General features: G+C 33.2%; 11 protein-coding genes. All 11 read left to right on the top strand.

Going from position 1 to position 13,297, the window contains the following annotated elements; genetic code table 11:
- The first annotated feature begins 646 nt into the window (after positions 1-646).
- The 11 genes from U3A58_RS12780 to U3A58_RS12730 all read left to right on the top strand — a co-directional run bounded on the left by U3A58_RS12780 (position 647) and on the right by U3A58_RS12730 (position 12,913).
- On the top strand, positions 647-1,609 hold the full coding sequence (locus U3A58_RS12780; protein ID WP_323823855.1) for an SDR family oxidoreductase: 963 nt from the start codon (positions 647-649) through the stop codon (positions 1,607-1,609).
- 149 nt (positions 1,610-1,758) lie between these two features.
- Positions 1,759-3,159, top strand: coding sequence for a lipopolysaccharide biosynthesis protein (locus U3A58_RS12775; protein ID WP_323823854.1), 1,401 nt, complete (start codon positions 1,759-1,761; stop codon positions 3,157-3,159).
- On the top strand, positions 3,160-4,245 hold the full coding sequence (locus tag U3A58_RS12770; RefSeq protein ID WP_323823853.1) for a glycosyltransferase family 4 protein: 1,086 nt from the start codon (positions 3,160-3,162) through the stop codon (positions 4,243-4,245).
- Positions 4,242-5,510, top strand: coding sequence for an O-antigen polymerase (locus U3A58_RS12765; RefSeq protein ID WP_323823851.1), 1,269 nt, complete (start codon positions 4,242-4,244; stop codon positions 5,508-5,510). Before U3A58_RS12770 ends, U3A58_RS12765 begins: the two co-directional genes overlap by 4 nt.
- 3 nt (positions 5,511-5,513) lie before the next feature.
- Positions 5,514-6,671: a glycosyltransferase gene (locus tag U3A58_RS12760; protein ID WP_323823849.1), complete on the top strand. Its 1,158-nt coding sequence runs from the start codon at positions 5,514-5,516 to the stop codon at positions 6,669-6,671.
- The gene (locus tag U3A58_RS12755) at positions 6,658-7,677 is read left to right on the top strand and encodes a polysaccharide biosynthesis protein (RefSeq protein WP_323823848.1); all 1,020 of its coding nucleotides are present in this window, start codon (positions 6,658-6,660) and stop codon (positions 7,675-7,677) included. The genes U3A58_RS12760 and U3A58_RS12755 overlap by 14 nt, the downstream gene beginning before the upstream one ends.
- The gene (gene wecB, locus U3A58_RS12750) at positions 7,677-8,801 is read left to right on the top strand and encodes a non-hydrolyzing UDP-N-acetylglucosamine 2-epimerase (RefSeq protein WP_323823846.1); all 1,125 of its coding nucleotides are present in this window, start codon (positions 7,677-7,679) and stop codon (positions 8,799-8,801) included. The genes U3A58_RS12755 and wecB overlap by 1 nt, the downstream gene beginning before the upstream one ends.
- The gene (locus tag U3A58_RS12745; protein ID WP_323823844.1) at positions 8,801-9,667 is read left to right on the top strand and encodes a dTDP-4-dehydrorhamnose reductase family protein; all 867 of its coding nucleotides are present in this window, start codon (positions 8,801-8,803) and stop codon (positions 9,665-9,667) included. Before wecB ends, U3A58_RS12745 begins: the two co-directional genes overlap by 1 nt.
- Positions 9,657-10,853, top strand: a complete 1,197-nt coding sequence (locus U3A58_RS12740) for a glycosyltransferase family 4 protein (protein WP_323823842.1) — start codon at positions 9,657-9,659, stop codon at positions 10,851-10,853. Before U3A58_RS12745 ends, U3A58_RS12740 begins: the two co-directional genes overlap by 11 nt.
- A complete protein-coding gene (locus tag U3A58_RS12735; RefSeq protein WP_323823840.1) occupies positions 10,846-11,268 on the top strand; it encodes a WxcM-like domain-containing protein in 423 nt (140 codons plus the stop codon). The genes U3A58_RS12740 and U3A58_RS12735 overlap by 8 nt, the downstream gene beginning before the upstream one ends.
- A 4-nt stretch (positions 11,269-11,272) precedes the next feature.
- The gene (locus U3A58_RS12730; protein ID WP_323823838.1) at positions 11,273-12,913 is read left to right on the top strand and encodes a capsule assembly Wzi family protein; all 1,641 of its coding nucleotides are present in this window, start codon (positions 11,273-11,275) and stop codon (positions 12,911-12,913) included.
- The last annotated feature ends 384 nt before the right edge of the window (positions 12,914-13,297 follow it).

Here is a 13,297-nt window from a genome sequence, read left to right as displayed (position 1 = left end):
CAGAAACTCGAAAAGGCCTATGGAGTACGGGTCAAGGCAGTGCTTCATTCAGAAGCGACAACACCCATACCGGATTTGAGGACTTGGTTGTAAGCAAAATCTTATAAAATTACCCTTAACCACTTAACCCTTAAATCCAACACCCAACTAGGCAGGACTCCAGAGTACGACCTGGCAGGATTAGTAAATGATATGATGATTTCAGATATCAAATTGATGCAAAAGGATATGCATTTGGTCGAAGGTGGTCATGAGGTTTTTAGACAGTCAGAATAGAGGCTAGGATATATAATATTTTACAATCAGACTGGCTCTTCTTTCAAGATTAACCTATGGAGATATTTGCAGTTGGACATTAGGAGTTCAAAACCTGGGATATAAAGAAATCAGATTCACAAGTGGTGTTTGATGTGAAGTCGGTCTTGAAAAAGGAATTGGTGGATAGTAGATTATAGGGTTAAGCTCACCCATTAACATTACCCTTAACCCCTTAACCTTTAACCCTCTTAACCCTTAACAATCTCACAATCTGTTAAAAGTTAATTCCAAAGCACAGTTTAACCCTTAACCCTTAACCATTTTAACCTCTTAACCCTACCAAATGCATGACTTTAAATCATACCAACAGTTTCAAAAGTTAACCGGAATGCGAATTTTAGTAACAGGAGGAGCTGGTTTTATAGGATCCAATCTGTGTGAAGTTTTATTGGAACTTGGAGCCAAAGTTACCTGCTTAGATAATTTCGCTACTGGCCATAGATACAATATTGAGCCTTTTTTAGATAATGCTAATTTCACCCTGATAGAAGGTGATATTCGTGATTTGACTACATGTCATAATGCATGTGCGTCTCAGGATTTTGTATTGCATGAAGCAGCATTAGGCTCTGTTCCAAGATCTATCAATGATCCTATCACTACAAATGATGTGAATGTGGGTGGATTTTTGAATATGTTGGTAGCTTCTCGTGATGCTGGAGTGAAGCGCTTTGTATATGCAGCTAGTAGTTCTACCTATGGAGATTCAGAAGCCTTGCCTAAAGTAGAGGATGTGATTGGGAAGCCATTATCGCCTTATGCAATTACAAAATATGTGAATGAGTTGTATGCCGAAAACTTTTTCAAGACGTATGGTCTAAATACGATTGGATTAAGATACTTCAATGTCTTCGGGCGTCGCCAGGATCCAAATGGAGCTTATGCTGCTGTAATCCCTCTATTTGTAAAGAAATTTATGAATCATGAGAGTCCTATAATTAATGGGGATGGGACTTTCTCTCGTGATTTTACTTATATAGATAATGTGATTCAGATGAATTTGCTGTGTCTAACAACAGAGAATCAGGAAGCCTTGAATCAGGTGTATAATACTGCAGTTGGGGATAGAACCACCTTGGTTCAACTGACTGAGTTGATTAAAAAACATCTATCAATTTATGATCAGTCTGTCGCTGAAATAGAAATTGTGCATGGTCCAAATCGGAAGGGTGATATTCCACATTCTTTGGCTTCAGTAGAAAAAGCTAAATTTTTGCTGGAATATATACCAAGCCATAGTATTGATAAGGGGATCGACGAAGGGGTGCAGTGGTATGTGAAGAAAATATAATATTGTATTGATGGTATTATAGCAGTCTTTGTATATCAATCCAAATACAAAGTTTAGATTACCAAAATTATTAAAAGAGTTGAATATTTCACTTTATATTAATAAAATTAAATGACAAATTTTAAATAATTTGTATTAAAAATAAATGTATGGTTGTAAAATGGAGTGTTTTTGAAAAAATATCTCAATATGCAATTCAACTTATTCTAATTTTAATTTTATCTAGATTTCTGGATCCTGAGGACTTTGGATTAATAGCAATATTAAATGTCTTTACGATTATGGCTGGTATTGTAGTTGAAGGAGGATTTAGTCAAGCCTTAATTAGTAAAATAAAATGCACAAATGAAGATTATAATTCAGTTTTTTGGTTTAACTTTTTAGTATCAGTTTTACTTTACATTATTTTATTCTTTAGCGCACAGGAAATATCTAATTTTTTTAAAGATTATAGAATTGATTATTTAGCAAAAATTCTTTTTCTAATAATCCCATTAGGTGCGATTAGTATAGTTCAACAAACTATGCTTATTAAGGATTTAAATTTTAAGCTGTTAGCTATATTTTCATTCCTATCAAATATAATTTCTGGGATTACTGGTATTTTACTTGCTTATTGGGGATATGGAGTTCAATCCATTGTTTATCAGCAATTAGTTAATGTTTTAATTCAAAATATTTTGCTCTGGCTAAAATCTAATTGGAGACCTAAATTATCATTTAGAATGGATCCTATTCATAATTTTATGTCCTATTCTACAAACATATTGGCCTCTAATTTTATCAATAATTTATTTAATAATATTTACCCACTGACAATATCTAGATATTTTTCGCAATTTCAGCTAGGTTTGTACTCTCAGTCATATAGATTTTCATCTCAGCCATCTATTTTAATAGACGCTGTTATTAATCGAGTTTCTTTTCCTGTATTAGCTTCCTTGAAAGGAAATATTTTAAATTTTAAGTCTAAATATTCATACATATTAAGTAAAATATTTTTATATAATTTACCAATATCGTTTTTGCTAATATTGTTGGCACATGACTTAATATTTATTTTATTAGGCCCTAAATGGATGAATATAGTTATTTATTTTCAAGTACTATCTGTAGCTTCTTTGACGTTTCCTATACATCCATTGACAATGGTTCCTCTTAAAGTTTATGATAAAGCTTCTTTAATACTGAAATTAGAGATTTTGAAAAAAATAGTATTAGTCATAACTATATTCATTACTTTAAAATTTGGTTTTTTATATTTAATTTTAGGTCAAAGCATTTACTTTTTAATTATACTCCCAATTAATATGTATTTTGGAGGAGCAATTATTGATTACTCTATAAAAGACCAGTTAAAGGATGTAACTCCATATATGTTTTCATCTTTAGTTGCTCTAGGCCTAACATTTTTTTTTAATTCAATATTTGGATTAGGTTCATATTTAAATGTAATATTTTCTGTTTTACTATTTTCCTTAATATATATCGTTTTATTAAGAGTTTTACTGAAAAAAACCATTCTGTCAATATTTAAAGTTTCAATATAAATGATTATTTACCTTATAATTGGTGAAAATAAATCAGGTTCAGCAGCTATAAATAGGTGCAACCTATTTATAAAAGGAATTAACGAAAAAAACTCAGATAAAGCTAAACTAAAAATTTTTAAAAATAGGAATTATTCATTAAAAGGATTTTCTATACTTTATAAACTATTGATCCTAGTTTGTGTTCATTTTTATATACTTTTTAATAGGTCTTCAACTTTTATTTTCTATGGTGAATTTAGTAATTTATATTTTATTAAACTTCTAAAATCGCGTAAATCAAAGTGGATTTCGGAAAGAAATGAATTTCCCAGTCATATTATATCTTCCAGTATTTCAACCTTAAGTTATAAGAGAAGTGTTAGATACGACCTATTTATGTCGAATTTTGACGCATTAATTACATGTTCAGAAGCCTTGAGAATATATTATTCTAAATTCATATCCCCTAACTCTCCTATTTTTATTTTACCAGCAATTGTTAACACGGATTTGTTTTACACTAAGGGTGAATATAATAAAACTAAAGTAAGATATATTACGTATTGTGGTGACTGGGGGAATAATAAAGATGGTGTGCCAGATCTAATTCGGGCTTTTAATGTTTTTTCAAAAAATCATATTGATTTTAAGTTACAATTAATTGGGAGTACTAGTAATTTAAAAGACTATAATGAGATTAAAAGTCTTATTTTAAAATTTAATTTGGGTTCAAAAGTAGAACTAGTAGGAAGGGTATCTCATTCGAGTGTGCCTAATTTTTATCAATATGCTGATATTCTAGTTTTATGTCGACCTTCAAATAAACAGGCGGAAGGTGGATTTCCCTCTAAAGTTGTAGAATATCTAGCATCTGGTAAACCTGTTCTAGTTACAGATGTCGGTGAATTGAGCAATTATTTTGTTGACAATTTAAATATTTTTTATTCTAAAGCTAATTATCACCATTTCTCTCAACGATTATCTGAAATTGTTCAGGATTGGGATAATTCGTTATCTGTCGGAAATAAAGGTAGAGAGGTTAGTCAAATATTTTCTTATCAAAGAGTTTCAGACAAATTCTTACAATTAATAAAAACTTTATGAGTCTTATAGGTTTGACTTATTTTTCATGTTTTATGTTGATGCTGTTTGTGTCATTTAAGTATTCTCCTAATATATTTTCTCCCTTTAAGGTATTATTTTTTAATATTACTATCTTTTGGGGAGATATTTTTTGGATTGATTTTTCAATATTGGTGTATTTATATTTTTTATATGTATTATTAATCTCGTTGGTTGTCCTTTTTTATGAAATAAAATTTAAATCTACGTTTATTAAAGGTAAAATTATCTTTATTAATAAGCGAATTATTTTTGGGCGTCTTTGGATGCTTACATTAATTCCAATTTTATTTCAAATTGTGATGATATTTGAGATGGGTGGAATTTCTGCTTATGTTCATTCAATAAATTTGAGAGTTGTAATGTGGCAAGGATATGGAATTTATCTATTTTTTATTAGATCTATTTTAATTATTAATCTTATATATTTTTATTTTTTAATTCGTTCTATTAATATTAACAAAAGATCTTTTTTATTTTTCCTTCTACATTCTTTAATTTTTATTTCTATATCATTATTGTCAGGTTCCAGGTCGACATTATTGGTAAATTTCATTTTAATGTTGATTATGTATAATTTGATTATTAAAGATGTTAATATATTAAAAATAGTTAGTATTGGTTTTGCTGCCTTACTCGTAGCTTTTGTTTTAGGTGTTGCACGTTATGGATATTCCTATGAGGATGGTGAGCTTTCAACCGGTTTATCGAATTCCAACATTGATAAGAAATTTGAATTTGCTAATTTTTCATATGGTTTATTTCCAATCGATGTAATTTCTAACAAAGATATTTTAGTGGATTATTATTATGGCTCCACTTATTTTACAATATTTTCTAATTTTATTCCGCGGTTTTTATGGAGTAATAAGCCAGATACTTCAGGAGTCATTTTTACTAATACATATTATAATGTTCATGATGGGTATAGTAATTATTCTACTGGATTTATTGTTGACGGAATACTTAATTTTGGGTTTATTTTTGGTCCTATTCTTGGTTTCCTGATTATTGTTTTAATATATTATTCATTTTTTAAATATTTTAATAATTTCGTGTCCTTTACTTCTAATTTCAATTTAATTACAAATGACTTGTTTTATGTTGTTATTCTTTTTTTATTACCTACCTTTTTGCACGGGGAATTCACTACTGTTTTTTATTCTATATTTGTTTTTAAAATAATTTTAATTTATTTAATATATAAGTTCTGCGTTCCTATTAATTCTATTTTTAGAATTTATTAAATTATGAATATTTATATTGATGCAACTAATGTTGGTGGGGGAGGAGGAGTAACTCATTTAAAAGAGATTTTGAATGATGCTCATTTGTCTAAATCTTCTTTTGATAATATTTATATTTATGCTTCTTCTAAAGTTTTAAAAAATTTACCTAATAATTCATTTATATTTAAAATTACTCATCCGTTTTTAAATAGTAATTTCTTAATGAGGTTTATTTTCCAATATTTTTTATTTGATAAAATTGTTAGAAAAAATTGTGACATATTATTTTCCATAACGGGAGATTATCTAGGATCTTTTCGTCCTGTAGTAGGCATGTCACGGAATATGTTATTGTACGATAAAAAGACTGTTTCTGAATTTAAATCTATTTTTGAAAAGCTTAAATTTGATTTAAGCTTTTTCAGACAAAAAAAATCGTTTGAAAAGTCTATTGGTGTAATTTTTATTTCTAAAGCTGCTCAAAGTATTGCTAGTAAATTTATTGATTTTACTGGTGTTAATACTGTATTAATTCATCACGGAATTTCTTCTAATTTTTCAAGTTTACCTAAAAAACAATACTCAATAAATCATTATTCTTTCTCTCATCCATTTAATTTTTTGTATGTCTCAACTGTTCATTTATATAAACATCAGTGGAATATTGTTAAAGTTATTGGTGAATTGCGTAATGAAGGATATCCAGTTTCTTTAACTTTAATAGGTGGCTCAATTTTTTTACCTGCTGAAAAATTGTTGATTAAAACTATTGATAATGTTGATCCTAATAGGGAATTTATAGACTGGAAAGGAAATGTAGAATATTCTCAAATAAATAAAATTTATAAACAAACTGATGGAATAATATTTGCCTCTACCTGTGAAAATATGCCTAATATATTGATTGAATCAATGTACTCAGGTTCAGCAATTGCATGTAGTGATAAACAACCTATGCCAGAATTTTTAAAAAATTCAGGTTTTTATTTTGATTCGCACTCAATTAGTTCTATAAAAAGTTCCTTAAAATTTATGCTAAATAATCCTGAAATAAGAGAAAAATATATAATAGAAAATCAAAAAGAAGTGAAAATATATTCTTGGGATAAAACCTCTTGTGCGACTTTTGATTTTATTCAAGACTGCTTCTACAAATACAATAAAAATGTTCAAAAATAAAACTCTTCTAATTGCAGGAGGTACGGGCTCCTTTGGTAACGCAGTTCTAAAACGATTTCTAGATTCTGATATAAAAGAAATAAGGATCTTTTCCCGTGACGAGAAGAAACAACATGATATGAGGGTCGCTTTAAACAGTCCCAAAGTAAAATTTTATATCGGTGATGTTCGAGACTATAGTAGCTTGGATTCTGCTTTAAAAGGAGTTGATTATGTGTTCCAGGCAGCAGCTCTAAAGCAGGTTCCATCTTGTGAATTCTTTCCTATGGAAGCTACAAAAACCAATGTTTTCGGAACCGAAAACGTCATCAAAGCTTGTGTTGCCAACAAAGTTAGGAATGTTATCTGCCTTAGTACAGATAAAGCTGCTTATCCTATCAATGCCATGGGAATGACTAAAGCCTTGATGGAGAAAGTAGCTGTAGCAGAATCCAGAAATATCCAATCGAATAAAACTAAAGTGTGTCTGACTCGCTATGGAAACGTCATGGCTTCGCGAGGATCTGTTATACCTCTTTTTGTTGAGCAGTTGAAGGAGGGTAAGGCTTTGACAATTACTGACCCAGAAATGACCAGATACCTTATGTCACTGGATGAAGCCGTAGATTTAGTATTGTTTGCCTTTGAGCATGGAAACCAAGGCGATTTATTTGTACAAAAAGCTCCTGCTTCCACGATAGGAGATCTAGCTATAGCTTTGAAAGAATTGTTTAATTCTGATTCTGAGATTAATATCATCGGAACGCGACATGGTGAGAAGCTGTTTGAAACCCTCTGCACCAGAGAGGAAATGATGAAAGCAGATGATTTGGGAGACTTCTTTAGAATTTCTGCAGATAATAGGGACTTGAATTATGGTAGTTACTTCACGGAAGGAAATACTCATGCTTCTGATTTAGTAGATTACAATTCCCATAACACGCATAGATTAAGTATTCCTGAGATCAAAGAGAAATTGATGAGCCTAGAATATATTCAGGATGAATTGAAAAATTGGAAAAAGTAATGAGCAACAAATTGAAAGTAGTCACTGTAGTAGGGACGCGCCCTGAGATTATTCGACTAGCAGAGTGCATTAAAAAGTGTGATGAGTTTTTTGATCATATCTTAATACATACGGGACAAAATTACGATTACACATTAAATCAGATTTTCTTTGAAGATCTCCAATTGAGAGAACCGGATCATTATCTCAATGTAGCGGGAAAACACCTAGGAGAAACCATTGGTAATGTCATAGCCAAATCCTATGAGTTACTGGCAGAGCTTAAGCCAGATGCTCTTTTGGTATTAGGAGACACTAATAGCGTGCTTTGCACTATTGCAGCGAAGCGATTGAAGATTCCCATTTTCCATATGGAAGCAGGAAACCGTTGCTTTGATCAGAATGTGCCGGAAGAAATAAACAGAAAAATCTCTGATCATATTTCAGATATTAACTTAACCTATACAGAGAATAGCAGAAGGTATTTACTCAGTGAGGGATTCCGTAAAGACCATGTTTTTGTGACAGGCTCTCCGTTGAAAGAAGTCTTAAACAAATACGAATCAGAAATACTCAATTCTGGTGTGGTTCAAAAATTAGAATTGGAGCCAAAGAAATACTTGGTAGTAAGTGCTCACAGGGAAGAGAATATTGACCTGAAAGACCATTTCAATATTTTGTCTGAAGCGTTGAATGCTGTAGCAGAGAAATACCAGATGCCAATTATATTCAGTACACATCCTAGAACCAGAAACAAAATCAAATCCAGTGGAATCAAATTTCATGAATTGATCAGAAATATAGAGCCTCTTGGGTTTTTTGATTATGTCAAATTACAAAAGGAAGCTTTTGTAGTGCTTTCTGATTCCGGAACTATTTCTGAAGAGGCTGCTATGATGGATTTTCCAGCTGTGAGTATTCGTACGAGCACAGAAAGACCTGAGGCAATAGATGCTGGAACAATTGTTCTTGGAGGGATCAGCACTGACAGTATGTTGCAATCTATACCTATTGCACAAGAATTACATGAAAGCGGACAAGCACATCTGCCTTTGGAATATCAGGTAACTAATTGTTCTACCCGGGTAATTAGAGCGATTCAGAGTTATACTTCTATAGTTAATAAAGTAACCTGGAATAAGTAATGCAAAAGGTATTAATATTAGGATCTACCGGAATGCTTGGCCATCAGGTTTTTTTCAATTTGGAGAAATCCAAGGAATTTGAGGTTTATGATCTTTCTTTCAGAAATAAACTAAGGGATCAAACAATCATTTGTGATATCACTGATTTCAACAAGCTTGAAGGAATTATAAAAGAAATAAAGCCTGATGTACTAATCAACTGCATAGGCATTTTAATAAAGGGCTCAAATCAAAATCCTAAAAATTCAATTTTGATTAATGCGTATTTCCCGCATTGGCTTACAAGTGTTGCTGATGAAATTGATTCAAAAGTGATTCATATTTCCACTGATTGTGTTTTTTCCGGTAAAAAAGGAGGATATGTAGAGTCAGACTTTCGGGATGCAGATGATGTATACGGTAGAGGGAAGGGGTTGGGTGAGATCTTCTCAGACAAGCATCTTACTTTGCGAACCTCCATCATTGGTCCAGAAATAAAGCAGAATGGTGAAGGATTATTTCATTGGTTTATGAATCAGGCAGGAGAGATTAATGGATTTACAAAAGCATTTTGGGGAGGCGTCACTACAACTGAGCTGAGTAGAGTTATACAAAAAGCTATTAATGAGGATTTAAATGGGCTTTATCATGTTACAAATGGTCAAGCAATTTCAAAATTTGATCTTTTAAGTGCTTTTAATAAAACGTTTGAATGTGGGATTAAAATAAATTCTGTAGAAGGTAAGCAGGTGGATAAAAGTTTGATGTGTGAGAGAACAGACGTTGATTTTGCTATTCCCTCTTATGAAGTTATGATAGAAGAAATGAAGGTATTCATGTCTGCGAATAGGTCACTTTACACATCTATTTATCCGAATGCAGGATAAGAGAGTTTTGATTATTGGGGAAGTTTTTTTTCCTGAAGAGTTTGTTATTAACGATTTAGCCAGGTATTGGAAAAAGAAGGGATATTTTGTTGAAGTTTTAACACGTACTCCTTCTTATCCAATTGGACAGATTTTTTCTGGCTACAAAAATAAGTTATATCAAAAAACCTTCTACCAAAATATACCAATTCACAGAGTGCCTGTGATTCAGGGGTATCAAAAAAGTAAGGTGATCAAAATTTTCAACTACCTATCCTTTGTGGTTTTTTCTTCCATCGTAGCGTTATTTATTGGCAGAAAGTTTGACCGAATTTTTATATATCAGACAGGGCCATTAACTGTGGCATTACCAGGAGTACTGCTTAAAAAAATCTACAATAAGAATCTGACAATCTGGACTCAAGATTTATGGCCAGAAACGGTTTATGCATATGGCTTTAAACCTAACAGATTGTTGGACTTCCTGCTAAACAATCTAGTTAAACTGATTTATAATTCTGCAGATAAAATTGCGGTTTCCTGCAAAGGATTTTCTCCCAAAATAAACTCATACTTGAAATCGAAAAAGAATATTGTTTGGATTCCAAATTGGTCTTTAATAAATGAATCAGCTACCAGAAAATTAAAGCTTCCAGGAAGTATAAATTTTACTTTCGCAGGAAACATAGGAAAGGTTCAAAATTTAGATAATGTACTTCATGGATTTAATAAAGCTGTAAAAGAATTTCCTGACGCATATCTGAATATTGTTGGAAACGGATCAAGTTTAAAAGAGCTAAAAAGTCTGGTCAATAATGAGAAAATCCCCAACGTGAATTTTACTGGAAGGAAACCTTTAATTGAGATGCCTGATTATTTTGAAGCAAGCGATGTACTTATAATCTCACTTGTTGATGCCCCAATTTATGAGATCATGATTCCAAGTAAATTTCAAACTTATCTTCAGTATAAGAAACCTATTTTTGCTGTAATGAAAGGAGAAGTACCAAAAATGATAAGTGAGTATAAGCTAGGTTTGAGTGCAGATTCTAATAATATTGATATGATAGCAGCTCGATTTAAAGAAATGATGACATTATCCAAAACCGAATTGGATTCGATGAGCTTATCGGCTCAAAAACTGCTTTCTCATTCTTTTGACAGATATAAAAATTTGAAAAAGTTATCCCAAATTACATTTGAATAGGCCCAACCTTATTCCTATTTCAGTTCATAAAGATGACAGAGGTGAATTGCGCTACTGTAATGAGTTTGATCTTTCCTCAGTAAAAAGATTTTACTCAATTTCTTTTGGTGAAAAAGATCAAATTAGAGCTTGGCAGGCCCATAAGGTTGAAACCAAAGCTATTATGCCTATCAGTGGAATCAGTAAAATTGTTTTGGTGGAAATTAATGATTTCGATAAAGGATTGGTCGGACAAATTTTTGAATTTATTTTGGATGCAAGTTATCCAATTGTTTTGCTCGTCCCAGGAGGATATGCAAATGGGCTTCAAGCAAAATCAGCAGATTCATCTCTTATGATTTTTTCTAACTTGTCATTGGATGAAGCTAAAACTGATGATTTTAGATTTGAGAAGAATAAGTTTTATCACTGGTAATTAAATGAAGAATCTTGCAGCTACTTTTCTTTTTTTATTGATCTCAGGGGTCTCTTTCTCTCAATCAATTCCAGCTAATTTCCCTGTCTTAGAAGAGAATAGTAGGCGTAGTCAATTAGTTGACTCTTCGTATAAATCTACCTCATTTTCATTAAGGCCGATTTTAGCTGATACTAGCCAGGGTCTATTTTTTGAAATTTATAGTGACAAAAAATTATCTATTAAGACCAGCCCCTTCATTAATACTACCCGCATTAGTTCCAAAAGACCTTATGGATGGGGAGATAACGGAATGATTTCTAATCCAGGTTTTCAGACCTATTTTTCGGGTGGGGTAGAGGCCAAGTATAAGTTTATCAATCTCACATTTAGGCCTGAAATTGTAGTAGCGCAAAACAAGGGCTTTAGAACCAACTTAGATGAATTCTCTGATTCTCAAATAGGAAGCAAATTCTTCTTTTGGAATTTTGGAGATTTTCCTGAGCGATTTGGAGATGGCTGGTTGGTAAATCCATGGTGGGGGCAATCCAAGCTTACTTTTCAGTACGGTGCATTTGAAGTAGGTGGGGCTACTCAAAATATCTGGTGGGGACCGGGGCAATTTAATGCACTTACCTTTTCTAACAATGCACAGGGTTTTCCTCATTTGACTGTCAATACCACTAAGCCTGCAAAGACTTTTATTGGGAACTTTGAAACTCAGTTGATAATTGGTAAGCTGCAAAACTCCGGTTATGCCCCTTCTCAGTATCCAGAATTAAACTCCCAATATTTCAAATCCTTTTCCGGAGACTGGAGATATTTGAATGCATTAATGCTTTCCTATAATCCTAAGTGGATTCCGGGCTTATTTTTAGGATTTACACGAACATTCCAACAATATAGTGCCTCAATGGGAAATGATTTCTTAAGCTATTTGCCGGTCTTTGAAGGCGTGACTAAAGATGCCTATGGGTATGACAGAGACGCAGTAGGGCAAGATCAGCAGATTTCTGTTTTTGGACGATTTGTAATGCCTAAGTCGAAGAGCGAAATTTATTTCGAATTTGGGCGCAGAGATCATTCCAAAGACTGGAGAGAGTTTACACTTAATCCAGAGCACGCAAGAGCCTATATCTTAGGTTTCGTGCAGTTATTTGATTTGCCTTCAATCAGCAAACTACTTCAGGTACGGGGAGAGATGACCCTGCAACAGGAATCTATTAACAGGTATATACGTAATGGAGGTTTAGGTGGAGGACTGACTTGGCATACGCATAATCCTGCTCGTGGATTTGTGCAAAAAGGACAGCCACTTGGAGTAGGAATAGGAGTGGGATCTAATGTGCAGACGCTAGAATTCTCCTTAGTTGAAGGAATGGACAAAATGGGAATTCAATTTGAGCGTTTGGCTAATAACCAGGACTTCTATTACAAGGCCCAGCTTCAGGATACAGAAAGAAAACCCTGGGTTGACCTTTCCATAGGTTTCCTCTTCGACAAGAGGTGGGATAACCTACTCCTTAGCTCCAAGCTGCAAATCATTAATGCCCGCAACTACCAATGGCAGCTAGATCCGGCCAGTACCCCGGACTTCCCAAAAGGAGAGAACCTTACCTCCTTTATGGCGCAGACCAGTTTGATCTATTTTTGGAATAATAAGTAGCCCGTCATTGCGAGGGGCGTCCACGTCATTGCGAGGGGCGTCCCCGTCATTGCGAGAGGCATCACCGTCATTGCGAAGGGCGTCCACGTCATTGCGAGGGGCGTCTCCAAAACAAATAGATCACTAGTAAGCTACCGCCCCGAAGCAATCTTATAAAGGGAAGTACTCCATCAAACGTAAGATCGCTTTGTCGTACCTCCTCGCGATGACGAGTCTTCCCGAAGCAATCTTATAAAAAGAAGTACTCCATCAAACATAAGACTGCTTTCCGCCACGGCGGACAGGCTGCGTCGCACCTCCTCGCAGTGACGAGTCTTCCCGAAGCAATCTTCAGTATTTGGGTAGTTGTTCCGCCGTAAGATCGCTTTCCGCCACGGCGGACAG

Origin of the sequence: Algoriphagus persicinus (genome assembly GCF_035156415.1) — a bacterium.
Taxonomy (GTDB): Bacteria; Bacteroidota; Bacteroidia; order Cytophagales; family Cyclobacteriaceae; genus Algoriphagus; species Algoriphagus persicinus.
The sequence above is the reverse complement of the archived record's forward strand: the minus strand, read 5'-3'. Positions and strand labels throughout refer to the sequence as shown.

What these genes read in the sequence shown, in the direction of transcription:
- U3A58_RS12780 (WP_323823855.1), top strand. Translation starts at nt 647, where the DNA reads ATGCGAATTTTAGTAACAGGAGGAGCTGGTTTTATAGGATCCAATCTG.
- U3A58_RS12775 (WP_323823854.1), top strand. Translation starts at nt 1,759, where the DNA reads ATGGTTGTAAAATGGAGTGTTTTTGAAAAAATATCTCAATATGCAATT.
- U3A58_RS12770 (WP_323823853.1), top strand. Translation starts at nt 3,160, where the DNA reads ATGATTATTTACCTTATAATTGGTGAAAATAAATCAGGTTCAGCAGCT.
- U3A58_RS12765 (WP_323823851.1), top strand. Translation starts at nt 4,242, where the DNA reads ATGAGTCTTATAGGTTTGACTTATTTTTCATGTTTTATGTTGATGCTG.
- U3A58_RS12760 (WP_323823849.1), top strand. Translation starts at nt 5,514, where the DNA reads ATGAATATTTATATTGATGCAACTAATGTTGGTGGGGGAGGAGGAGTA.
- U3A58_RS12755 (WP_323823848.1), top strand. Translation starts at nt 6,658, where the DNA reads ATGTTCAAAAATAAAACTCTTCTAATTGCAGGAGGTACGGGCTCCTTT.
- wecB (WP_323823846.1), top strand. Translation starts at nt 7,677, where the DNA reads ATGAGCAACAAATTGAAAGTAGTCACTGTAGTAGGGACGCGCCCTGAG.
- U3A58_RS12745 (WP_323823844.1), top strand. Translation starts at nt 8,801, where the DNA reads ATGCAAAAGGTATTAATATTAGGATCTACCGGAATGCTTGGCCATCAG.
- U3A58_RS12740 (WP_323823842.1), top strand. Translation starts at nt 9,657, where the DNA reads ATGCAGGATAAGAGAGTTTTGATTATTGGGGAAGTTTTTTTTCCTGAA.
- U3A58_RS12730 (WP_323823838.1), top strand. Translation starts at nt 11,273, where the DNA reads ATGAAGAATCTTGCAGCTACTTTTCTTTTTTTATTGATCTCAGGGGTC.